Origin of the sequence: Pseudoclavibacter helvolus (assembly GCF_049707175.1) — a bacterium.
In the GTDB taxonomy this organism is placed as follows: Bacteria; Actinomycetota; Actinomycetes; order Actinomycetales; family Microbacteriaceae; genus Pseudoclavibacter; species Pseudoclavibacter helvolus_A.
Genome location: NZ_JBNAFM010000005.1, coordinates 107,428 through 130,645 on the forward strand (window position 1 = coordinate 107,428; position 23,218 = coordinate 130,645).

Below are 23,218 nucleotides of genomic sequence, written 5' to 3' on the forward strand. Positions count from 1 at the left end.
GCGCTCCGGTGCGGGGCGGGGCTGCGGGGGTCTGGTGTGGCGCAGCGCAGCGGCGTTCGATCGGATCGCGAGATGTCGCAGAGGGTTGTTTCGTTCTCGCGAGATGCCGCAGAGGGTCGCTTAGTTCTCGCGAGATGCCTCAAAGGGTCGCTTAGTTTTCGCGAGATGCCTCGAAGGGTTGTTCTCGGTGGTGGATGGCGACCTTTTGGGGCATCTCGTGGTGGGGCCCGGGGAGTTTGGCCGGTCCGGTGCGGTGCGGTGCGTTCCGGTGCGGGGCGGGGCTGTGGGGTCTGGTGTGGTGCGGCGCAGCGGCGTTCGATCGGATCGCGAGATGTCGCAGAGGGTTGTTTCGTTCTCGCGAGATGCCGCAAATGGTCGCTTCGTTTTCGCGAGATGCCTCAGAGGGTGTTCTCGGTGGTGGATGGCGACCTTTTGGGGCATCTCGTGTTGGGGGTTCGGGGAGTTTGGTCGGTGCGGTGCGTTCCGGTGCGGGGCGGGGCTGTGGGGTCTGGTGTGGTGCAGCGCAGCGGCGTTCGATCGGATCGCGAGATGCCGCAACTAGTTGTTCGGTTCTCGCGAGATGTCGCAGAGGGTTGTTTCGTTCTCGCGAGATGTCGCAGAGGGTTGTTTCGTTCGCGCGAGATGCCGCAGAAGGTCGCTTAGTTTTCGCGAGATGCCTCAAAGGGTTGTTCTCGGTCGCGGATGGCGACCCTTTGGGGCATCTCGTGGTAGCGGTCCGGGCGGAGCGGTCTGGAGCGTGGCCGGGCGCTACCTGGTCGCTTTGCGGAAGCCGTCCCAGATATCCCAAACGGCGGCAACGGCCGCGCCGAAGGCGATGAGCACGGTCACGATGGTGGCGACGGTCGTCGCGCTGTCGCCGTTCGGGATCACGGTTGGGAAGAAGTCGGGGTTGAGCAGGAGCCCGCGTCCGAGGGCGGTCAGTACGAGCGAGATGAAGAGGACGGCGAGGGTCGCGTTGGCCCAGGCCAGTCGCGTGGTCACTCGACCAGTTCGGTAGAGGGCGATGCTGTACCAGGCTTCGAGGGCGAACAGCACGAGCAGTGCGAGCGCCCACCAGGGCAAGAGGTCTTGGCTGAAGAACGAGAGCCCGGGATGCGCGGGGACGAACCCGACGAAGAGGTCCCAGGCGATCGCGGCGACCCCGAGCACGAGGAAGACGAGCGACGCGGCGAGTTCGGAGGCGCCGGCGCCGGTCTGGCGGACTTCGGGGAGGTCGTCGATGCTCCACTTCCCGTCGACTGATGGCGTGTCCGAGCGTTCGAGGATGACGAAGACGAGGGTCACCCAGAACGCGACGTGCACAATGACGCTGAGGATGATCACCACAACTTCGGCGATGATCTCGCCGATGCTGCTGCCCGCGAGGGTCTGCGCGATGGCGACGCCGAGGGCGGCGCACGTCGGCACGATGAGCAGCAGCACTTTCAGGAGACGCCACCACATGAGGTAGTAGCGGGGGCCGATGAGGAACAGCTTCCGCTCGGTGTAACTGGCGGCGAGCAATTCGGGGTCGCCGAGCTCGGTGAGCACGGACACCTCTGCGGCCGCAGCGTGCTCGCCGGCCTCGACGCGCGCATCCACGAGGTCGGCGATGGATGCGCGGAGCTCGGCTTCGAGGTCGTCTCGCTGGTCGTCGGGGACGGTGCGCATGGCGGCGCTGACGTAGCGTTCGGTCAGCGTGTCGTTGATGGTCTTCATGTCAGGCCCCTTCCGGGAGGTGCTCGATCGCCTGTGCGAGGGAGCGGAATTCTGTGGTCATCGCGGCGGCGAGGGCGGCGCCCGCTGTGCTGGTGCGGTAAAACTTGCGGGGCCGCGGCTCGTCGGTGTTCCACTCGCTGGTGAGGTGGCCTTGTTTCTCGAGCCTGCGGAGCAGCGGGTAGAGCGTGTTGGCGTCGGTGTCGAAGCCGCGGGCTTGCAGTGCTTCGAGGAGGCCGTAGCCGTACCCGGGCTCGGCGAGGAGGCGGAGGCATGCGAGGACGACGGTGCCCCTGCGGAGTTCCTGCAGGTGGATGTCGTGGGTCTCGTCATCGCTCATGCTTCACACCATAGAGTGTGTGGCACACTGTAGTCAATAACACTTTATGGTGTGCACTGATCCCGCAGGTGGCGCTCCGTGAGTTCGGCGGGCGCCGCGGGCTTACTCTGGACGTCGTGCCCGCATCCCCCTCCTCCTCGTCGAACGGCAAGCCGAAGAAGGAGGCGACGCTCGCTCAGGTGACCCTCCTGGCGCTACTGCCGTCGTTCGTCTTCGCGATCGGCGAAGGCGCGATCATCCCGATCATCCCGACGGTCGCCGTGTCGCTCGGCTCGAGCATCGAGCTCGCCGGCTTCATCGCCGGTTCGCTGATGATCGGCCAGATGATCGGCGACCTTCCCGCCGGCGCAGTGGTGCAGCGGATGGGGGAGAAGCGCGCAATGCTCGCGGCGCTCGGGGTGAGCTTCATCGGCATCATGCTGTGTGCGTTCGCGGTCGCGCCGTGGATGCTGCTGATCGGCGTCGTGATCATCGGCATCTCGGCGGCGAACTTCAATCTCGCGCGGCACGCGTTCCTGACGACCTACGTGCCGTTGCGGTACCGAGCGAGGGTGCTCTCGACGCTCGGCGGGGTCTTCCGCGCTGGGTTCTTCGTCGGCCCCTTCATCATCGCGGGCATCCTGGTGCTGTTCGATGCGCCGCAGTACGGGTTCTGGGTGTTCATCGTGTGCGGCGCGATCGCGGCGTTGATTTTGCTGTTCGCGCCGGATCCGGAGACCGTCGCGCGGCCCGCTCACTCCGCGAAGGTCGCGGTGCCGGTGGCAGAGGACGTTGCTGGTGCGGTGGCTGAGGTGCCGCGTCGTCTTGGGGTCTTCGCCACGATCCGGGCGAATGCTGGGGTGCTCGTCAGGCTCGGGACGGGCGCGGGCATTATGGCGGCGCTGCGAGCCGCGCGGAACGTCATGCTGCCGCTGTGGGCGCTCTCGATCGGCATGGACACGGCGGCGGCCGTCCTGGTCATCGGCATCAGCGCCGGGGTCGACTTTGCGCTGTTCTTCGTCTCGGGGTGGGTGATGGATCGCTTCGGCCGCGTGTGGGGCGCCGTGCCCGCGCTGCTTGGGCTCGGGGCTGGATTCCTCACGCTGGCGTTCACGCACGACCTTGCGGGCGACGCGGCGCAGCAGTGGTTCACGGTGCTGGCGGTCTGGCTGGGCTTCGCGAACGGCATCGGGTCGGGCATCCTCATGACCCTCGGCGCCGACCTTGCGCCGCGGCAGGATCCGGCGCCGTTCCTCGGTGCCTGGCGGCTCATTACCGACTCGTCTGCCGCATCGGTGCCGGTCATCGTGGCGGTGGCGACGGCGATCGTGTCGATCTCGTTCACGTCCGGGATGCTCGGGGTGCTCGGGTTGGTCGGCGCGGCGCTCATGGGTTGGCAGATCCCGAAGCACGTGCCGCGTCAGCGGCGCTGAGGGTCGAGCCCGCTCCGCAGTTTCGGGGGAACTATCGCGGCAGGCGGTCGAGGTAGTCGAGGAGTACGCCTTCGCGCATCGCCCATGGGGACACGTCGAGTTGGGAAATGTCGAAGACGTGCATGACTTCCGACAACACGACGCCGCCGGCGACGATCTGCAGTGCTCGGTCTGTGGTGATGCCTGGCAGGGCGGGGCGAGCTTCTGAGTGCAGCTTCGCGAGGCGCGGCACCCAGTCGTCGAGCTGCCATTTTTGCAGGGTGGTGCGCTGGCCGGCTCCGATGCCGTCGATGGAGGATCCGGCGAGGCGTGCGAGGGAGCGGATGGTCTTGGAGGATCCGACGAACTGGTCGGGCCTGGCGCCACCTTCGAACGTCTCGGCCGCCTCTTTGATGAGCTTGCGCGCGTACTTGCGCAGCTCATCCACCTGGTCTTCGGTTGGCGGGTCGTTGTGGAGGAAGTTGATGGTGCTGCGGCCTGCGCCCAGGGGCACCGAGATGGCGTGCTCTGAGAGTTCGTCGTCGCCGACCGCCAGCTCGAGCGATCCGCCGCCGATGTCGACGAGCATGATGCGGCCGGCTGCCCAGCCGAACCAGCGGCGCACGGCGAGGAACGTGGTTCGCGCCTCTTCTTCGCCGCTCATCACTTGCAGGTCGATGCCCGTTTCGCGGTGGATGCGCTTCAGCAGGTCTGGGCCGTTTTTTGCTTCGCGGATGGCGCTGGTGGCGAGTGGCATGAAGTGGTCGAGTTTGCTCTTCTCGACGGCGTCGGCGGCCCGGTGCATGGCCTCCATGATGCGGGTGACGCCTTCGTCGGAGATCGAGCGGTCGGGCTGCAGGTAGCGCATGAGGCGCAGGACGCTCTTTTGTGATGTCTCCGGCACGGGCTTTGCGCCGGGGTGCGCGTCGACCACGATGAGGTGGACGGTGTTGGATCCGACGTCGAGAACTCCAAGGCGCATGCCCGTGATGTTACCCGTGCTGTCACCATCGGGCGTCTGGCCGTCGCTGCGCGCGTACGCTGTTCGGATGCAGGAGATCACTATCAGGCGGGCCACGACGCACGACATTGTGGGGATCAGTGAGCTGATCCAGCCGCTGGTCGACCGCAATGTGCTCCTGCGGAAGGAGCTTGTCACGCTGTACGAGGCGGTGCAGGAGTTCCGGGTTGCGGTGGATGAGCGGGGCGGGCTCGTCGGGTGCGGTGCGTTGCACGTGCTGTGGAAGGACCTCGGCGAGGTGCGGACGATCGCGACGACCGATTCTGTTCGGGGCACCGGGGTGGGTCACGTCATTCTGGACCGTCTGATGGCGGATGCTCGGCAGCTCGGACTCGAGCGGTTGTTCTGCCTGACTTTCGAGACGGGCTTTTTCTCCCGCCATGGTTTTGTCGCCGTGGAGGAGCAGATCGTGGATGCGGAGACGTACGAGATGATGCGCCGCTCGCCGGATGAGGGCGTCGCGGAGTTCCTGGACCTCGCGCATGTCAAGCCGAACACGCTCGGCAACACGCGCATGCTGAAGGTGCTGTAGCGCGGCGGATGCTCGCGGTTCCTGGCGTCGTTCCGGCAGCGTCGGGTTGTGGTCGGTGAGCCTCACCGGACTCCCGAGATCGGTCCGTACCCTTGGCGAGTGAGTTCGAAGCGCAGACCAAGCAAGGCCGTCTACCGACGCCGGCGGCTCGCGCTTCTTCTTGTCTGCGTGCTGCTGGTCGGGTTGTTGATCTGGGGCGTCTCGAGCCTGTTCGGGGCGAGAGCCGGCGAGCCTAGCGGGAGTTCCGCATCCGCTGCCCCGACCGCGTCTGCCAGCGAGTCCGGCACGGCCGAAGCCGAAGCCACATCGACACCCACACCGACGCCGACACCGACCGGGCCGCCCGAGTGCGCGGCTCCGGAGCTCGTCGTCTCGGCGATGTTGGACGCCACGAATTACGCCCCCGGTGTGCAGCCGCAGCTGTCGCTCTCGATCAGCAACACTGGCGCCGAGGCGTGCGTGATGAACGTCGGGACAGCCGTGCAGGTCTACACGATCTCGAGTGGCGCGGACGTGATCTGGGTCTCGTCGCACTGCCAGACCGACCCCGCCGACGAGATTGTCACGATCGGCGCCGGTCAGTCGGTCACGGCCCCGTCAATCTCGTGGGTTCGTGAGCGCTCCTCGATCGACACCTGCGGCACGGACCGGGCGGATGCGGTGGCTGGCGGCGCCTACTACCAGCTGGTGACGAGCGTGAACGGCATCGAGTCGCAACCGGTGACCTTCGTACTGGACTGATCCAAAATCGACACCCGGGGGTTTCGCGAGAAACTCCTGAACGTTAACCTTGAGGACAGTGTGAGCTGAGATCATCGTCCGGTTCCACACGAACCAGTCCTTTCGTCGATCGCCAGGAGACTCATGACGACGCCCACTCGCAAGCGCCCGGCAGCTGCCGTTGCCGTCCTCGGCACGGCAGCTCTCGTGTCTGCCTTCGCGGCTCCAGCCCAAGCCGCAGTGCTCTCACCGAGCTTCATCGAGCCGACCGCCGGCGCGAAGCAGATCAACATTGTGGGCTTCAACGACTTCCACGGTCGTTTCCTCGACGCCGACCTGTTCGCCGCGACGGTGCTGCAGGCGCAGCAGGGGTTCGGTGAGGACAACAGCCTCGTCATCTCGAACGGCGATGCCGTCGGAGCGAGCCTCTTCGAGTCCTCGATCCAGCAGGACCAGCCGACGATCGACGTGCTCAACACGATCGGCGTTGACTCATGGACTCAGGGCAACCACGAGTTCGACCAGGGTCTCGACGACGCGACCGGGCGCATCGCCCCTGCGACGAACGGCCCCGACCTCGCCGCGAACGTGACGCTCGAGGATGGCTCGCACCCGTTCGACACGCACGCGATCTTCGAGGTCAACGGCCTCAAGGTCGCCGTCATCGGCGCCGTCACGGAGGAAACGTCCGCGCTCGTCTCGCCTGATGGCATCAAGGGTGTCACCTTCGGTGACCCCGTCGAGGCCGTGAACAAGGTCGCGGCCGAGCTCACCGCCAGCGACGCGGCCGATGTCATCATCGCGTCGTACCACGAGGGCGCGCCCAACAGCGACGTGCCGCTCGCGGTCAACGAGGAGACGGAAGTCTTCCGCCACATCGTGCAGGACACGGCTCCGGAGGTCGACGCGATCTTCAACGCCCACTCGCACCGCGAGTACGCCTACGACGCCCCGAACGGCGCATCCACTCGCCCGGTCATCCAGGCAGGCCAGTACGCGGAGAACATCGCGCAGGTCGTGCTCACGGTCGACGCGTCGGGCGCGGTGACGAAGTCGGACAGCTCCGTCGTGCCGACGTTCGACACGTTCGATGCCAGCGAGGAAGGCGCCACGAACCCGGCTCCTGCGAGCATCGCATCTGACCCCCGCATCGCAGAGGTGCGCAAGATCCGCGACGCAGCCGTCGCCAAGGCCGAGGTGCTCGGGGCCGAGGTCGTCGGAACGCAGACGGGTGACCTGTCGCGCGGCAAGTCGTACGAGCCCGGCACCCTTGTGGTCGCTGAGGACGGGACCACCTCGGGCGGCGTCGTCACGACCGCAGACAACCGCGCTGAGGAGTCATCGCTTGGCGGCATCATCGCGCAGTCGATGCTCGAGACCGTTGCGGCCACGGGCCGCGAGGTTGACGCGGCCATCATGAACCCGGGTGGCCTGCGCGCCGACCTGCTCGATGACGATGGCCAGATCACCTACAAGGAAGCTGCAACAGTCATTCCGTTCGCGAACAACCTCTCGGTTGTCTCCCTCAAGGGCGTCGACGTGAAGAACGTGCTCGAGGAGCAGTGGCAGCTGACCGCGAACGGCGAGGTGCCGTCGCGCCCCTACCTGCAGCTCGGACTGAGCGACGACTTCACGTATGTGTTCGACAGCTCGCGTCCCCGCATGGACCGCATCGTCGGCCTCTCCATCGGCGACGAGCCGGTGCAGCCGGACGAGACGTACAACCTCGTCATGCCGACATTCCTTGCGGCCGGTGGCGACAACTTCCACTCGCTCAAGAACAATGTTGGTGTGCAGGACACGGGGCTCATCGACCTCGACGCGTTCGTCTCGTGGATCCGAGGCGAGACAGCTGCCTCTGCGGAGGGTGTCACGCCTGATGTGAAGCGCAACGGCATCGAGATCGTCGGGCTCCCGGAGAACAACACGTTCGTGGCGGGGGAGACCTACACGCTCACGGTCGCGAAGTTCAACCTCACGTCGCTCGGCTTCACTCAGAACCTGTCGGTCGTCGGCTGGCTCGGCCAGCAGGAGCTGGGTGCGCAGACTGTTGACCTGGCGACGCCCGACCAGGTTGAGTTCACCTTCACGGTTCCGGAGAACGGCGTCGCGGAGACGTCGGATTCGCGTCTCGCGTTCCTCGCCAGCGAGTCCGGCGCGGTTGCGTCGCTCCCGGTCGTGGTTCCGCCTCTGACTGAGCCGACGGCGACGCCCGAGCCGACGGCGACTGCTGAGCCGACGGCGACTGCTGCACCGACGTCAACGGCGACCGCGGCGCCGGTTCCGACGGCGACGACCCCCACGGCATCGGGTGACTCGCTTGCGACGACGGGCGCGGACGAGAACGCGATGTTCGCGGCCATCGCCGGCGCGCTTGCGCTGTTGGTCGCTGGTGGCGCTGTGATGCTGCTCCGCCGTCGCGCTGGTAGCGACGCGTAGCGACGTCACGTCGAACGTCGCAGCCGGCAGGCTGACGCACGACAGGCCCGGAGCAGTTGCTCCGGGCCTGTGGTGTTTCGGTGGCCGATGTGGTGGGATGCGTGGCGGGCTCGCGATGAGTGGCGCGGCTCGCTGCGACGCTCTGCAGGATGTCAGGCGCGATGGTGGATGTCAGGCGCGGCGGTTGACGCCGGTGAGCTTGGGCCCGATGGTGCGGCTGATGGCGTTGATGATGCTGCCGACGCTCGGGTCGACGATGTTGGTGAGTCCCATGCGGGTCGCCTCGGCCTCGCGGAGTTTGGTGGATGCGACTCGGCGGATCTCGCCGGCGAGGCTGACCTCGCCGAAGACGACGGTGCCGGGCGTGACGGGTTTGTTGCGCACGGACGACGCGATGGCGATGGCGATGGCGAGGTCGGCGGCGGGTTCCTGGAGTTTGACCCCTCCGACCGTGGAAACGTAGACGTCGCTGGTCGCGAGTTTGAGGTCACCGTGGCGTTCGAGGACTGCCATGAGCATGGCGACGCGGCTGCTGTCGACGCCGTTGGTGACTCGTCGTGGGTTGGGTGCGTTGGTGGGTTGGACGAGTGCTTGAATCTCGACTGGCAGCGCGCGACGTCCTTCGAGGGCGACGGTGACGCAGGTGCCGCTGACGGGTTCGGGGCGTTCGCTGAGGAAGAGGCCGGACGGGTCTGGCACTTCGGCCATGCCTTCGCCGGTCATTTCGAAGCATCCGACTTCGTCGGTGGGCCCGAATCGGTTCTTGATGGTGCGGACGAACCTGAGGGCCGTGTGTCGGTCGCCTTCGATGTGCGCGACGACGTCGACGAGGTGTTCGAGGAGGCGGGGGCCGGCGATCGTGCCGTCTTTCGTGACGTGGCCGACGATGATGACGGGGACGCCGCGTGTCTTTGCGACGCGGATGAGGGCGGACGCGACTTCCCGAACCTGGCTCGGTTGGCCGGCGAGTGAGTCGACGGTGTCGCTGGCGACGGTCTGCACTGAGTCGACGATGATGAGGCCCGGGTCGAGGCGCTCGATCTGGCCGAGCACGGTGGAGAGGTCGGTTTCGCTCGCAAGGTAGAGGGTGTCGTGGAGCGCGTTGGTGCGCTGGGCGCGCATCCGCACCTGGTTCACCGACTCCTCGGCGGATGCGTAGAGCACCGTGGTGCCCTTGGAGGCGACTCTCGAGGCGAGCTCCAGCAGTATGGTGGACTTGCCGACTCCTGGCTCGCCGCTCAGCAAGATGGCAGCGCCGGGGACGAGCCCGCCGCCGAGCACTCGGTCGAATTCGCCAATGCCCGTCGGTCGGTGCGCGACGTTGTCGATCGCGGCCTCTGTGATGGGGCGAGCGGCTCGTGATTCGCTGATGGTGGCCGCCTGGATGCGGCTGGCCGTCTGCGATTCAAACCGGTCGACGAGCGTGCCCCAAGCTTGGCACTCGGGGCATTGCCCGAACCACTTCAGCGACGTGGCACCGCACTCGGTGCACTTGAACGCTGGCTGCTGCTTGGTCTTCGGAGGCATGTACTCAGGCTAGGTGTGACCACCGACATTGGCGGGCAAGCGAGCCGCTTTCGCCGATCCTTCGGTTCGGAATGCTCGGAATGCTCGATGGTGCTTGATCGGGTGGATGCTCGCGTCGGCCCGTGCAGAATGGAACAGTGCGAGCGCAGAGAGTTCTGTATGTGGTGAATCCCGTTGCGGGCCTTGGCGCTTCGTCTGGTCTTGGGCGGCGGCTCGCGGGTGGTGCCGGGGCGTCGTCGTCGCCTGATCTTGAGGTTGTGCTGGTCGCGGCTGGGTCTCTTGAAGAGCTGCGTGCGCGGGCTGCCTCTGTGCTCGCCGGACAAGATCCACCGGAGGTGCTCGTCGTGCAGGGTGGGGACGGCATGGTCTCGATGGGGGCGTCGCTCGTCGCTGGTACCGGCATTCCTCTGGGTATCGTGCCCGCTGGCACTGGGAACGATTTCGCGCGCAGCGCGGGGCTCGAGCTTGGTGAGCCGGCAGAGAGCATCGAGCGGCTGCTGACCGCCCTGCGGACCGGCTCGGCCCGCGTCCGCGAGGTTGACGTCATGAGGGCTTCCGTGGATGGGGTGGAGCGGCTGGCCATCAACTCGATCAACGTCGGCTTCGATGCTCTGGTGAACCGTCGCGCCAACGAGCTGCAGCGTATTCCTGGCACCCTCCGATACTTGGTGGCGCTTGTCGACTCTGTCGGGCGGTACTCGACGAGCGACTTCGTACTCGCCACAGATGGAAGCGAACCGCTGCGCGTTTCGGCCGAACTCATCACGATTTTGAACGGCTCGACGATGGGCGGTGGCATAAGCATGGCCAGCCAGGCGCGTATCGACGACGGCGTTCTCGACCTGGTGCGGGTTGGGGGCCTCACGAAGCTCCGACTTCTCGCCTTCTTTCCTCTGGCGATGCTGGGCCGGCATCTGCGATTGTCGGCGGTCTCGCTTGAGCGCGTCAGGAGCCTTCACCTGGAGGTCCCGCCTGGCGTGCTCATCTACGCGGACGGCGAGGAGCTTCGAGGGCCCGGGGGAGGTTCGTGCACGCTGGATGTGCGGATCGAGCCAGCTGGCGTCCGTCTCGTACAGCCTCCCGATCGCGGCTGACGCGCCGTTAGGAGCGCTCGATTTGCATTGCACCCTAGGGGCCGTACTAAGATTCCCCACGGTGACGTGTCCGAGCGGCCGAAGGTGCAACACTCGAAATGTTGTGTAGGGGCGACTCTACCGTGGGTTCAAATCCCACCGTCACCGCCATCTGAAAGGCCCCGACTTCCCTGCAATTGCAAGGGAGCCGGGGCCTTTCGCTTTCACAAGCGCGCTCTCAGACACGACTTTCGCAACCAAGGAGCCTACGCGCTCGACTCAGGGCTGCGGCTTTTCGACGTTCGCGAGTCCCGTAGTCGCCGGGCCCTCGAGGCGTGTTCCGTCGGGCGCGAATCGAGAGGCGTGCAGTGGGCAGTCCCAGCTGCATGATTCGTCGTTCCAAACGACCACGCCGCCGAGGTGCGGGCAGACTGCCGAGACGGTGCGCGTCTGGCCGCCGACCGTACTCGTGGCGACCGGATGCACGCCGTCGCGCCCCACGCGCCCCTCGCCTTCGGCGGGGGTGGTGTCGTCTGAATGCGTCAGCGCCTTCCCCCACTCGCTGGTGAGCCTCGCCGCGGTGTGCGCGCCCCGCTCGACGAGCCCCAGCGCGCCCTTCGCACTGGGGGACCGGTCGTAGAGCGTCTTCATCCACTGCGTCCGGTTGCCGAGGATGCGCGCCGTCAGGTCGTGGGCTGCGGCGACACCGTTGGTCATGCCCCACTTCGCGAACCCGGTCATCGAGAGAATGCGGTTGTCGCGTGGGTCGAGGGGGCCGACGAGGGGGGTCGCGTCGACGTTGGTGTAGTCCTGCGCGGCCCACCGGTGCGTCTCGTGGAGTCCGGTGAACCGGTCGTGGGCCTGCGCGATGAGCTCGTCGACGAGATGCCGCGAGGAGACGGAGGCTCCGACCTGGTGGCCAGCGCCGCCGACCAGCAGGTAGTCGCCATCTTGGCGGTTGAGCTGACGGTAGGAGTGTCCACCTGTGTCCATAGACAGGTACATGCCCGTCGGTACCTCGTTGTCAGATCGGAACGACACGAGGTGCGACCGGTGCGCGGTGAGCCGAGTGAAGTGGAGTCCACGGTCCAGCACGGGGAAGCCGGTGGCAAGGATCAGGTGTGAGGCGGAGAACGAGACGAGTGCCGCATCCCGGCCCGTGGTCGCCTGCACCTCGACGTGCTCGCCCTGTTGCGTGGCGCCGGTGACGGTGACACCTTCGAAGACCATCGCACCGGCTCGGCGCGCGCGGGCGACAAGCGCGGTCGACAGCTCGTACGGGTCGAGCTGCCCGTTGCCGGGAACGGCGAAGAAGTTCACGACAGAGAACGGCAGCCCGTGATGGCCGCCCGTTTCGACGGGAAGCCCGAGCTCCTCGGCGACCGCGCGCTCCTCATCCACCTTCCTCGCCCCCGACCTCGTGGTGGCGAAGTTGATCGCAGGGCGAGTCTGCCAGGCGACGCCCTCGGACTCGCAGAACCCAGCCGTCCACTCGAGGCCTGCGCGGTTCGCGTCGACGTACGCGGCAGCGATCTCCGCGCCCCGCTTCTGCCGGACGCTCGACAGCTGCGAGCCCTGCAGCAACGAGAACTTGGCCGTGGTGTTGCCGGTCGCGAGCGCTGCCACGCTGCGCGCTTCGACGAGCGTGACCTTGAGCCCCGCCTCGCTCAGCAACACAGCGGCGACGAGTCCGGCGATGCCGGCGCCTGCGACGATGACATCGCTCTTGCTCGGCAGCTCGTGCAACGAGTCTGTGACGGGTCGGGTGGAGGTGTCGTGCCAGATCGAGGTCATGTGGGCTCCCGGTGTGATCGGGATGAGCGTCGCAGGTGCCCCTGGGGTTCCCCGACCCCTTGACATTCCCGACCTCGAACCTGAGCTACTGCGCGGTCGCTCCCGTCCGGAGCTCGCCGCCGCCCGGGTGCGCGCGGCCTCGAATGAAGAAGATCGCCACGAACCCGAAGAGAATCACGGGGAAGTTGCCGAGAGCGGCGACGGATGCGAGGGGGCCGTCGCCGGGGTGCGCCGCCGAGAGGAAGATGCTCGGGTCGGTGCTGGCATGCAGCAGGATCGGCCACAGCAGGTTCCCCGTGACGCGGAGCGTGAGGTACATGCAAATGCCGAATGCGAAGGTGTACAGCACTTGGATGGCCGTCGCGAAGATGCTCTGCCCGCCGAGCGCGTTGCCGGAGTGCATCGCGGCGAAGAGCGCAGCCGAGACCGTGGCCGTCGCGATCTCCGAGTGGCCAGCTTTGCGCATGAGGTTCACGACGTAGCCGCGCGTCAGCACCTCCTCAGCGAATCCGATGCAGAGACCGGCGAGCAGCCAGGCGAAGATGACGTCGAGGCCCGCGGCGGCGTAGTCGAGCGTCGCGAACCGAAGCACGTTGAAGGTGAGCACGACGGCGACGGCGATCCACATCCACCCACGGCCCCGGATCGGCTGCCGCGCGAACAGCTCGCGGAGCCAGCCGACCGAGAGCGCGAAGCCGACGAGCAGCAGCCCGCCGAGCGCGATCGGGAGCACGAAGTCGACGATGACGGTGCCAGCGGAGCCTGGTTCCATTCCTGCTTTCAGCGGCACGAACAGCAGTCCGCCCAGCTGGTACAGCACGTAGTAGGCGACCACGAGCAGGAGGGCCCTCCACCACTTGCCCCGCTCCCAGAACTGTGTCCAGCGAGACGTCGCGGTCGGGGCGGTGCTCGCGGTCATGCGCACTCCATGTCGTTGGGGAAAGCCGAGTCAGGGGGAGGCGCTCGACATGAGTCCAGAGCCTACTGAACGACCGCCCATCGGACAGCCGCGCTGCTCACCAGCCGTGCGCGTTCATCCACGCACGCCGGCGGTCCGCGTCCTCGCGGGTTGCGTCGCCGCGCCAGGAGTCGTGCTCGGCGAGCCTGCCGTCGTGGAGCTCGACGAACGCGAAGCAGACGCCGCAAACCCCGCGGCCGTTCGGGAAGCCGTCGGCGAGCGTTGCCGCAGGGGTCGCGGCCGTCCCACTCGCCGGGCAGCGCGGCGGGTCGGCGTTGGTGTCATTCCAGAGGATGCTCGACCCGGTTCTGTTGTGGAGGCCGAGGTGCCCGGCGCGGCGCGTGCAAATCTCGCCGTCCCGCCGGCTGAGACACAGCATGCGTGCGGCCCCCGGGAGCTGTGCGAGAGGACGATTGCTCATCGTTCGCCGATGAAGGGGAGCCGCTTGCCATCGAGGTCCTTCGACGGGAGGTTCGGGACGGCACGATGACGCATCCGGCAAGCCTAGGCACCGGCGCGCCAGACCTCCTGAGCGCCTGCTGGCAAGGGGAGCGAGAAGCCGCCGTCCCGCCCGCCGGCTGCGCCCCGGGCCTAGGCCGAGCCGATTGACCTGGATACCCGAGCAGACCTCTGTATGCTCTGTCTGCGGCGTCCGACGCTGCGATCTTTCACCTAGGAGAACACCGTGCCTGTTGGCCTGCTCGCCGTCGTCGACGACATCCTCACCGCCGCGCTCAAGGCCTCGGCCAAGTCCGCTGGAGTCGTCATCGACGACGCAGCCGTCACGCCCCAGTACGTCCAGGGCATCACCCCAGCGCGCGAGCTTCCTGTGGTCTGGAACATCGCCAAGGGTAGCCTCTTCAATAAGTTCGTGATCATCATCCCGATCGCATTGCTGCTCACCGCGTTTGCGCCCTGGGTGCTGCCCTTCCTGCTCATCATCGGCGGCGTGTACCTCTGCTTTGAGGGGGCTGAAAAGGTCACCGAGTGGTTCGGCCATCACCACAAGCTCGACGAAGACCATCCGCGCGACGAGAAGAAGCTCATCTCTGGCGCAGTCCGCACCGACCTGATCCTCTCGACTGAGATCATGCTCATCTCGCTGTCGAACCTCGACCCGAACCTGGGCTTCTGGATGCGGCTTGCCGCGCTCGTCGTCATCGCGCTCGCCATGACGGCCCTCGTGTACGGCGCTGTCGCGCTCCTGGTGAAGATCGACGACATCGGCCTCCACATGGCGACCCGCCGTGATCGCCGAACGCGCCACCTGGGCGTGCGCATCGTCCGCTCGATGCCCGCAGTGTTCCGAGTGATCAGCATCGTCGGCACCGTCGCCATGCTCTGGGTCGGCGGGCACCTCGTGATCATCAACGTCGGAGAAATCGGATGGCACGCCCCAGCCGATCTGCTCCACGAGATCGAGCACGCGATCATGAACACCGGCCCGGTCGTGGTGTGGCTCGTCGACACCCTGATCTCAGCGATCGTCGGCCTGGCCGTCGGCCTCGTGGTCGTGGGCATCACGCTACTCGTCGCGCGCATCCTGCCGAAGAAGCCCAAGGCCGTGACCTCCGGTGACGCTCCCGCCACGGCGGGCGAGGCTCCGAAGGCTGGCGGCCACTAGTCACGGCTCAAGCGGGCGACTTCGCTTGGCACCGGTGGTGCGCTCTCGGCGCAGCAACCCGACGACCTCCGAGTAGGAGGCGGTAAACCCGAACCTCAGGATGCACCAGACGGCGGGAAGCGAGACCGCAACGGTGACCGCCGCGCGCAGTGTCGCATCCATCGGCACGAACCACAGGCCGAAACCGACGAGCGCGACGCTCGCCCCGCACGCAAACGCCGGCGAATACGAGCGCAGCACCTCCCGCGTCTGCAGGCCCAGCACGCGGACCGCAACCGCCTGCTTCACCACGACGAAGACGCCAACCACGGCAAGCTGCGCGATCGCGACACCCATGATGCCGCCGAAGTGCGCGGCCGCGACGAGCGCGACCACGAACACGACGAGCTGCGCCGCCGAGAGCCGCATCGCCAGGCCGGGGCGACCGATCGCCTTGTACACCTCATTGATGCCGGAGCCGAGAGACCGGACCGCCGCGTACAGCGAGAGCACGATGAGCGGCTCGACCACCATGAGCCAGCCGTCGCCGAACAGCAGCGGCACGAGTGCCGGGGCGACGGTCGCCAAACCGACTCCCGCCGTCACCCCAAAGATCGTCTGCACGCGAAGCCCAAGCAGGTAGCTTCTCCGCAGCAGCACGGCATCGCTCCGCGTCTTCGCGTAGAGCGGGTAGAGGACCGCGGTCAGGATGTAGAGCGTGTTCACGACGGCGAACTCGGGGAGCCGGAACGCCAGCTGGTAGGTGCCGAGCGCCGCGGTCCCGAGGAATGCGGCGACGATCAGATAGTCGACCTCGAAGTTGACGCGCGAGATGATCTGGCTGCCCGCCGCGGGCATCCCGAACCTGGTCACTTCGCGAAAGTCTGCGCCGCTCCAGCGCCAGAAGCGCCACGGCGTCACGTCACGCAACGCGACCCAGCACGAGACGGCGTAGGCCAAGGATGCGGCGATGGAGCCGATGAGGAGCGCCCACACGCCGGCCCCGCCGAGGGCGAGCCCCATCGTGACGAGCCCCGTCACGATCGCGCGCACGATCGAGGCGGCCGTGATCGCCCTGAAACGCATGTCTCTTCGGAGCAGTGACTCTGGGACGGCGCACAACGACGCCCCGACCACGATCAGGCTCGCGGCCTGCAGCAGCGGCGCGAGGTCGGGTTGCGCGAACCAGATCGCGAACAGCGGTGCGAGGGCGACGAGGAGCACCGCGAGGAACGCGCCGAAGCCGAGTGTGATGGCCAACGAAGCGCGGATGATCGACGGGCGTCGTGTCACGACCACCAGGGCCTGTGCGATTCCCCCGTCGGCGACCGTCTCCGCGTACGCCATGATGACGAGCGCGAGGGTCACGAGCCCATACTGGTCGGGCGTCAGCGACCTGGCGAGCACCGCGGTCGTCGCGAGCAGGACGACGCGGCTCACGACCACGGCCGCCGACTGCATCGCCGCACCGTGAGCGGCGCTCCGCGCGAGCTGGCGCGGATCGAGCGAGGAGCCTGGTGGGGTGGTCTGGCTCATGCCCGGATGGGGGAGCGCGACAGCGCGCGCTGGCCGCCGCCTGCTCCCCTCGAGAGTCGACCGCGGACATAGCCGAGACCGGTGGCGCCGAGACCGCCCACGATTGCGGCAGCCCCCCGCGGGCGCCCAGCCCGAAGCTCGCGGAGCGCGCCGCGCCCGAGCACTCGAGCGACGTAGTCCTTCTCGGTCGTGAGCGCCGCCGTCGCGCCCTGCAGGCGCGCGATGGACGCTTTGGAGAGGCCTTCTGCGTAGCAGCGGCGGAGGAAGTAGGCCCACGTCGCCCGCGCCGGAGCCACCTCGTGGGTCACCGCTGCCCGCGGTTCGAAGACGAAGCGGGCGCCGGGCGTCGACGCCGCGATGCGGATGCAGAGTTCGGTCTCCTCACCGCCCAAGGGGACACGACCGATCCGCCCCAGCTCCTCTCGGAAGCCGCCAGACGCGACGAGCACGTCGCGGCGCATCGACATGTTGCAGCCCATCAGGTTGCGCACCGGGGCCGCTACGGTCGGCTGCCCCAGGTACGTGCATCCGACCACCCAGTCGAACTCGCCTGGCCCGGCCGTCGGGTCCTGGCTGGTGCCGGGCGTTGGATACATGGCCGGTCGGCCGTCCGGCCAGGCAGGTCGGGCCGAGCCGCCGACGCCGACGACCTCGTCATCCGTGTACTGGGCGACGAGCATCGCCAGCCAGTCGTCGTCGGGCACCGCGTCGTCGTCGAGGAACGCGACGAGGTCACCCCTGGCATGCTCGACCCCCGTGTTGCGCGCGCCCGAAAGACCCTGACGACGCGTGTTCTCGACGACAAGCGCTGCCGCGCCGAAGTGCGCCCGTGCTCGCTGCAGCAAGACCGGGTTGTGGTCGACGACCACGATCAGCTCCACCGGCGTGAGAGAACCACCGAGTGCGGCCGCCGCACCGCGCGCGATCGACGACCAGCGGTCTTCGGTGTACGCGCAGATCACCACGCTGACTGTCGGCATTGGCGCCCCCTGTGCCTCCGGACCTAGACCGATGTTAACGCCATCGCTCGGTCACGCGAGGTCATCGCACGACTGCGTTCGCTGGCGAGGGTCCGCAGCACACGCGTGCCGTCCGCCCAGGTGCGCAGGTGGCTCGCGCCGAATAGGCGGTGCCGCTCGAAGCTTGGCACCTCGCGGATGCTCGCGTCTGCTGCGGCCATTCGGCAGTTGATGATCGTCTCGATCTCGAAGCCGTCGCCCCACAGCATCTCGTCTGATCTGGTCTGCCCCGGCTCGGGCAGGTCGAGCACCGGCAGCATGTCGCGCCAGAACGCGTTGTAGCCGTAGCAGAGGTCCGAGAACCTCGTGCCGAACGCGAGGTTCGCGGTGAGGTTGAGGCCGGCGTTGCCGGCTCGGCGAAGCAACGTGATGTCTTCGCTGCCGCCGCCGGGCAGGAACCTGGAGCCCTTGGCGAAGTCGGCCCCGTCAATCAGCGCATCGACGAAGCGCGGGATCTCAGCCGGGTCGGCGGATCCGTCAGCATCGAACATGACGATGATGTCGCCACTGGCCGCTGCGAACCCGCATGCGAGCGCGTTGCCTTTTCCACGCCTCGTCTGCGTGATCAGCGTGGCGTCGGGCCGCTGCCGTGCGACGACCTCTGCGGTCTCGACTTCTGCGCCGGCCTCGACGACGATCACCTCGAGGTCGAGCGGCAGTCTCGGGAGCATCACCTCGAGGTTCGCGGCTTCGCTCTTCGCCGGGATGACAACGGTCACCGAAGGCGCAGCAGATCGTTCCACAAAGTTCCCCCCAAGGTCTGTGGGCTGAAGTGCGATTCCCCCCGCACGGCAGCGTCTTTGACGATAACAAACGAAATGGCCCGGGCCAAAGTGACCCGAGTTCGGAGCCGCTCAGTCGCGTCCCGAGGCTCGGTACGCCGCGATATCGAGGCGGAGTACCACCGATCCGTCCTGCTCGAACACTTCATTCCAGTAGCCGGTGCCCACAAGCGCGTCTCGGAGAAGCGCGAATTCGGATTCCGTCTGCAGTGCGTAAGCTTCGCCGAAGGTGCTCTGGACCGGCGACCACAGCGCATAGACGGGTGTGTCGATCGCCAGCGGCCCGACGTACGCGTCGAGACGCTCGGTCATCTCCACCGCGTACTCGTCCATCGTGACGCCGGGCGGCAACGATCTGACGGGCAGGTCGAGCTCCAGCCGTTCGACGAAGTCGACGTTCTCGTCCTTCGTGCGCGGTGAGGTGGGCAGGTCGCCTTCGCCGAGCAAGAGCGTCACCGGCCCGAGCCTGTCGCCGTTCGTGTCCTGGGTGACCAGGTTGACGGCGGCAATGTCGCCCTGCCGGACGTAGTGGATGCGGTCGAGCGCCGAGAACGCCGGGAGCCAGCACATGGCGAGGGCCAGCGTGAACGCGACGAGTCCCGCGCGTCTGGGCCAGCGAGCCTCGACGCGGAACGCGCTGATCGCGAGGCCTGCGAGCCACGGGATCCCGAACAGCGCAGCGCGGAAGATGCCCTCCTGCCCGTAGGGCGTGAGGACCAGGATGATGAGTCCGGTCGCGGTTGTCGCGGTCGCGGCGAGCGACAGGGACAGGGGTGGGCGGTCCTCGCGGGGTCGCCCGCGACGCAGCACCGCGTCGAGGAGCCGTTCGAGCACCACCCAGCCGGATGCGACGATCAGGAGCACGATGCCGCCGACGAGTCCGTAGATCGACCAGGTGACCTCGGAGAGGCGCACAAGCGGGAACGATTCCAGCGTGCGCGGCGGCAGGAAGTTGCCGGGACGGCCGAACTCGCTGAAGTTGAGGAACGCGGTGACGGCTCCTGCGTTGAGGAGTGTCCACACGATGGCCGGTCCCAGTACCAGCGCGGGCAGCCACCAGGGGCGCACGACGCGGAACGCGACGAGCACGGCCACCATGAGCCCGACGATGAAGGGGCTCAGCTGATGCGTCATCGCGAGCGCGGTGGCCAGCGGCAGCACCATGACGAGCTTGCCCCGCACGGAGGCCGACGACATGATGGCCGCAACGATCGCGAACGCGAAGCAGTAGGCCAGCGACTGCGGCGAGAAGTAGTCGGCGCCGATGGTGTCGACGAGCACGCAGAAGCCGACCGCGATCCACGCCGCACGAGGGTCTCGGACGATGCGGCCGAGGAACTCGCGCAGCACGACGATGCGGACGAGGCCGATCAGGAGCGGCCAGAAGCGGGCGAAGGCCACCACATCCTGCATCCCGCTCGCCTCGGCGACCCACGCGATCGCGCTGAAGAAGCCCGGCCACCCGTTGTAGACCTCGACGGAGGAGGCCGTCGTGTGCATCGTGAGGATCTGGTTGACCAGGTCGACGTGCTTGATGGAGGACGGCGACCGCGGGCCCTCGTAGTGCAGCGCGGGCGTGAGCATGATGACCACGAGCAGGGCGGTGGCGGAGACCGCGGAGCTCAGCTCGCTGCCCCGGCGCGACCAGACGAGCGTCAGCAGCACCAGGACGAACCCGACCGCCCAGGGCACACCGAGCGTGTGGAGGAAGCCGCCGAGTTGAGCCTCGACGCGCCCGGTGACGAGCACGGTTCCGATCGCAAGGACGGTGCCGATGGCCGCGACCACCATGAGCACGATGGGAGTGGCACCGGTGCGCTCGACGGGCGCTCGTCCAGCGGAACGACGGGCGCTCCAGGAGGTACGCAGCGTGCGGTCACGCCGGGCGCGTACCAGGGCGACGACACCGCTTCCCGTGGCGACGAGGGCGAGGGCGGCCGTCACTGGGGTCGGTGCCCAGAGTCCGGTGCGCATGAAGGCCATGGAGAGCAGCACGAGCAGCGTCGGACCCGTGACCACGGCGAGGGTCACACGTGACTGGGCGGTGAAGCTCGGGCCGTGAGCCCAGACCGCCGCCCCGAGGCCGAGGAAGAGGAAGGCGACGCCTGCACCGACGCGCAGACCGTCGAGGCCGGCGAGGAGGCCGATGAGGTATGCGAGGCCAGTGGCGATCGCGATGGAGGCGAGGACAGAGCGCGCTGGCGCGGAGCGCTTTGCCTGTCGTTGGAGTTGCTGCGCGCTGGTCACGGGCGCCCCATCCCTACCTGGCGGGCGCGGCTCGCGAACCTGGCCCGCGCGTATCGTGCCGGGCCGGCGAGGAAGCCGAGTGTCTCCTGGCGCCAGGCGCCCTTCGGGGCGGTGGCCCGCGCGGGCATGCGTGCTGCCGTTGTGCGGCGGATGCGCGAGAGGCGAGCCAGCCCGGCCGGCAGTCGGGTGGCGATGTCGAGCGCCGTGCTCGGCGTGCAGAGATACTTCGTGAGGTAGGCGGTGAGGCCGGTGCCGTAGCCGTGCAGCTGGCTGAGCAGGGCGTCGGCGTCGGCGCGGTGCTGATGCCAGACGAGCGCGCTCGGTTCGTAGGCGAGCGTGAACCCGCCGCGGAGGACGCGGACGAACATGTCGAGGTCTTCGCCGCCCTTCGTGGCGGTGCCCGCGCCGAGCGCCTCATCGAACTCGCCAACGCGATCGAGTGCCGCTCGGCTCAGGGCGAGGTTCGCGCCCGTGCCGAAGATGCCCGCCGAGTAGGGGTACAGCGGTGAGTCGTCGCGGCGCTCTCGAAGGTCGTAGCGCTCAGGGCTCATGCGGGCTGACCACGACGCGGAGCGGGCGTCGAAGTAGGCTTCGGCGCCGGTCTCGACCGCTGCGGTCGCGACGAGGCCGGTGACGCAGCCGACGCTGGCCTCGCTGGCGAAGGCGCGCGCCAACGCGCTGAGCCACTGCTCGTCGACAAGCACGTCATCATCGGTGTAGGCGAGGAACGCGCCGCGTGCCGCCGCGAGTCCTGCGTTCCTGGCCGCGGAGAGCCCCGCGCGTTCCTGCAGCACGTAGCGCAGGCGCGGATCGGTCTTGCCCAGCTCCTCAACCAGGTCTCGCGTAGCGGACGACGAGGGGGCGTTGTCGACGACAATCACCTCGAAGTTCGGGTAGTCGAGTGTGCGGATTCGGTCGAGGCAGCCAGCCAGGAGGTCGACGTGGTCGCGTGTGCAGACGATGACGCTCGCGAGCGGCGAGTCGGTGACCGACTGCGGCGCATCCGCGTTCACGTCGCCGAAGACTGCGGACACCCTCGCCCGGACCGCGTCAGCTGAAACCTCGGCCGGGGGAGCGTCGAACTCCACGTAGCCGATGGGTCGTCCGCTGGCCCGTGCGAGTACGCGGGTGCGCTGGTGCACCGGCCTCATCTGCTTGGGGCCGGTGAGTCCACCGCCGCCGAACAACTCGAACTCGCCGCACCAGATTCCTGGCGCGACTGTACGCGTCTCCTGTGTCATCCCACCCCGACTGCTCAACGACACGGCCCCCCGCCGCGAGCACATTCTAGTCAGGCCGTTCACTTCCCGGGCTATCATCGCCCGGATGAGGATGCTCTACGTCGTGGAATCGACGCCAACGGTCGACGCGCGCGGCGGTGACGGCAGCACCCTCATCCCGTACCGCGTCGCGCTCGCCCTACCGCCGACGGTCGACGTCGAGATCGTCGCCTTCGCGGGCCCGAGCCGGCCGGACGCCGCCCTCGGCACACGCGCCGAGAGCATCCACGAACTGCCAGAACGGGGGAAGCGGGACGCGCAGCTGCTTGCCCTCGTCGGGCGGGAGTCGTTCGGGACCGCCCTGCGCATGACCTCGCGGTCGCGCCGCCTGGTCCGCGACCGCTCGCGATCCGCGGACGTGACCCTCGTGCACGGCCCGCACCTGCTGCCGATGCTGGATGCCGTGGTCGGCCCCTGCGCCTACCAGACCGTCGACCCCTGGTCGTTCCGCTTGGAGGAGGAAGCGCGCGCTGCCACCTGGGCGCGCAGGCTCTACCGGCGGCAGCTCGCCTCGGCACGTGCCGCACGTGAGCGGGCCATCCCGGCTCGGGTCGAGCTCGCGACGGTCGGGCGGGGCGACGCCGACCGCTGGGCACGGCTCCTCGGCCGAGAGGTGACAGCCGTCGCGAACGGCGTGACGGTTGACGCGCCGACCGGCGCGGTCACGCGGGCGAGACCCGCGCATCCCACGATCTGCTTCACGGGCAGCCTCGACTACGCGCCCAATATCGACGCCGCGACGAGGCTCGTCCGCGACGTCGGCCCCGCGCTGTGGGCACAAGTGCCGGATGCGCGCATCGTGATCGCAGGGCGCCACCCGGTCGCGGCGGTCCTCGCGCTGCGCTCGGAGCGAGTGCAGGTGCTGGCCGACGTGCCAGCGATGGCGGCCGTGTACGCGGCGAGTGACCTCGCCGTCTTTCCTGACCTGACCGGCCTCGGCGTCCGCAACTCGGTCACCGAGGCGCTCGCGGCCGGCACGCCCGTCGTCGCGAGCACGGTCGCGGCCCGCGAGCAGCCAGCGCACGAACTGCTCACCGTCGCCGCGGGCGGAGACCATGCGGACAGGGTGGGCCGCGCGGGCAGCTTCGACGAGCTCGGCGAACTCACCGCGCTGGCGATCCGCGAGCTTCGTCGTGCACGAACGACCGAGCGCACGGCACCCCCGACCGCCGGGCTGCGCACCTGGGCGGACGCCGCGGGCGACTACCTCGCGCTCCTGGAACGCGCATCCCGTTGACGC

The 23,218-nt window shown here is 68.0% G+C and carries 19 protein-coding genes and 1 tRNA gene; 8 read left to right on the forward strand and 12 right to left on the reverse strand.

Annotated elements, in window-relative coordinates; all coding sequences use genetic code 11:
- Nucleotides 1-768: 768 nt before the first annotated feature.
- The gene (locus ACPYN9_RS05675) at nt 769-1,719 is read right to left on the reverse strand and encodes a permease prefix domain 1-containing protein (protein WP_424464708.1); all 951 of its coding nucleotides are present in this window, start codon (nt 1,717-1,719) and stop codon (nt 769-771) included.
- A gap of 1 nt (nt 1,720) precedes the next feature.
- A complete protein-coding gene (locus tag ACPYN9_RS05680) occupies nt 1,721-2,056 on the reverse strand; it encodes a PadR family transcriptional regulator (protein WP_424464710.1) in 336 nt (111 codons plus the stop codon).
- 116 nt (nt 2,057-2,172) lie between these two features.
- Here ACPYN9_RS05680 and ACPYN9_RS05685 point away from each other — a divergent pair, with 116 nt between their 5' ends.
- Nucleotides 2,173-3,468 carry an MFS transporter gene (locus ACPYN9_RS05685; RefSeq protein ID WP_424464712.1) on the forward strand — a complete coding sequence of 432 codons (1,296 nt, stop codon included), beginning with the start codon at nt 2,173-2,175 and terminating at the stop codon, nt 3,466-3,468.
- A gap of 31 nt (nt 3,469-3,499) precedes the next feature.
- Here the strand turns inward: ACPYN9_RS05685 and ACPYN9_RS05690 are convergent, their stop codons facing one another.
- Nucleotides 3,500-4,429, reverse strand: coding sequence for a Ppx/GppA phosphatase family protein (locus ACPYN9_RS05690; protein WP_424464714.1), 930 nt, complete (start codon nt 4,427-4,429; stop codon nt 3,500-3,502).
- A 67-nt stretch (nt 4,430-4,496) separates the two neighbouring features.
- Here ACPYN9_RS05690 and ACPYN9_RS05695 point away from each other — a divergent pair, with 67 nt between their 5' ends.
- The 3 genes from ACPYN9_RS05695 to ACPYN9_RS05705 all read left to right on the forward strand — a co-directional run bounded on the left by ACPYN9_RS05695 (nt 4,497) and on the right by ACPYN9_RS05705 (nt 8,159).
- Entirely contained in the window at nt 4,497-5,000 is a 504-nt protein-coding gene (locus ACPYN9_RS05695) for an amino-acid N-acetyltransferase (RefSeq protein ID WP_424464716.1), read from the forward strand.
- Nucleotides 5,001-5,099: 99 nt separating this feature from the next.
- On the forward strand, nt 5,100-5,741 hold the full coding sequence (locus ACPYN9_RS05700; protein WP_424464717.1) for a hypothetical protein: 642 nt from the start codon (nt 5,100-5,102) through the stop codon (nt 5,739-5,741).
- A 123-nt stretch (nt 5,742-5,864) separates the two neighbouring features.
- Entirely contained in the window at nt 5,865-8,159 is a 2,295-nt protein-coding gene (locus ACPYN9_RS05705; protein ID WP_424464719.1) for a bifunctional metallophosphatase/5'-nucleotidase, read from the forward strand.
- A 171-nt stretch (nt 8,160-8,330) separates the two neighbouring features.
- On the opposite strand, the gene radA is transcribed toward ACPYN9_RS05705, so the two are convergent.
- A complete protein-coding gene (radA, locus tag ACPYN9_RS05710; protein ID WP_424464720.1) occupies nt 8,331-9,686 on the reverse strand; it encodes a DNA repair protein RadA in 1,356 nt (451 codons plus the stop codon).
- Nucleotides 9,687-9,847: 161 nt separating this feature from the next.
- On the opposite strand from radA, the gene ACPYN9_RS05715 reads away from it, so the two are divergent.
- Together ACPYN9_RS05715 and ACPYN9_RS05720 are read left to right on the forward strand one after the other, a co-directional pair.
- Nucleotides 9,848-10,780, forward strand: a complete 933-nt coding sequence (locus ACPYN9_RS05715; RefSeq protein ID WP_424464722.1) for a diacylglycerol/lipid kinase family protein — start codon at nt 9,848-9,850, stop codon at nt 10,778-10,780.
- Nucleotides 10,781-10,840: 60 nt separating this feature from the next.
- A tRNA-Ser gene (locus ACPYN9_RS05720) sits at nt 10,841-10,930 on the forward strand.
- Between the two features lie 108 nt (nt 10,931-11,038).
- Here the strand turns inward: ACPYN9_RS05720 and ACPYN9_RS05725 are convergent.
- From ACPYN9_RS05725 to ACPYN9_RS05735, 3 genes are all read right to left on the reverse strand, one after another.
- Entirely contained in the window at nt 11,039-12,553 is a 1,515-nt protein-coding gene (locus ACPYN9_RS05725) for an FAD-dependent oxidoreductase (protein WP_424464724.1), read from the reverse strand.
- An 85-nt stretch (nt 12,554-12,638) separates the two neighbouring features.
- Nucleotides 12,639-13,472 carry a CPBP family intramembrane glutamic endopeptidase gene (locus ACPYN9_RS05730; protein WP_424464726.1) on the reverse strand — a complete coding sequence of 278 codons (834 nt, stop codon included), beginning with the start codon at nt 13,470-13,472 and terminating at the stop codon, nt 12,639-12,641.
- Nucleotides 13,473-13,569: 97 nt separating this feature from the next.
- The gene (locus ACPYN9_RS05735; RefSeq protein WP_424464728.1) at nt 13,570-13,932 is read right to left on the reverse strand and encodes a hypothetical protein; all 363 of its coding nucleotides are present in this window, start codon (nt 13,930-13,932) and stop codon (nt 13,570-13,572) included.
- A gap of 264 nt (nt 13,933-14,196) precedes the next feature.
- Between ACPYN9_RS05735 and ACPYN9_RS05740 the strand changes: the two genes are divergently transcribed.
- The gene (locus ACPYN9_RS05740; RefSeq protein WP_424464730.1) at nt 14,197-15,135 is read left to right on the forward strand and encodes a DUF808 domain-containing protein; all 939 of its coding nucleotides are present in this window, start codon (nt 14,197-14,199) and stop codon (nt 15,133-15,135) included.
- On the opposite strand, the gene ACPYN9_RS05745 is transcribed toward ACPYN9_RS05740, so the two are convergent.
- The 5 genes from ACPYN9_RS05745 to ACPYN9_RS05765 all read right to left on the reverse strand — a co-directional run bounded on the left by ACPYN9_RS05745 (nt 15,136) and on the right by ACPYN9_RS05765 (nt 21,939).
- A complete protein-coding gene (locus ACPYN9_RS05745) occupies nt 15,136-16,650 on the reverse strand; it encodes a lipopolysaccharide biosynthesis protein (protein ID WP_424464732.1) in 1,515 nt (504 codons plus the stop codon).
- Complete coding sequence (locus tag ACPYN9_RS05750; protein ID WP_424464733.1) at nt 16,647-17,630, reverse strand: glycosyltransferase family 2 protein; 984 nt, start codon at nt 17,628-17,630, stop codon at nt 16,647-16,649. The genes ACPYN9_RS05745 and ACPYN9_RS05750 overlap by 4 nt, the downstream gene beginning before the upstream one ends.
- A 23-nt stretch (nt 17,631-17,653) precedes the next feature.
- Nucleotides 17,654-18,388, reverse strand: a complete 735-nt coding sequence (locus tag ACPYN9_RS05755; RefSeq protein WP_424464735.1) for a glycosyltransferase family 2 protein — start codon at nt 18,386-18,388, stop codon at nt 17,654-17,656.
- Between the two features lie 135 nt (nt 18,389-18,523).
- Nucleotides 18,524-20,698 (reverse strand): hypothetical protein, encoded by a 2,175-nt coding sequence (locus tag ACPYN9_RS05760; protein ID WP_424464737.1) that lies wholly within the window; start codon nt 20,696-20,698, stop codon nt 18,524-18,526.
- Nucleotides 20,695-21,939, reverse strand: a complete 1,245-nt coding sequence (locus tag ACPYN9_RS05765) for a glycosyltransferase family 2 protein (protein WP_424464739.1) — start codon at nt 21,937-21,939, stop codon at nt 20,695-20,697. The genes ACPYN9_RS05760 and ACPYN9_RS05765 overlap by 4 nt, the downstream gene beginning before the upstream one ends.
- An 85-nt stretch (nt 21,940-22,024) precedes the next feature.
- Between ACPYN9_RS05765 and ACPYN9_RS05770 the strand changes: the two genes are divergently transcribed.
- Entirely contained in the window at nt 22,025-23,215 is a 1,191-nt protein-coding gene (locus ACPYN9_RS05770; RefSeq protein WP_424464741.1) for a glycosyltransferase, read from the forward strand.
- Nucleotides 23,216-23,218: the final 3 nt, after the last annotated feature.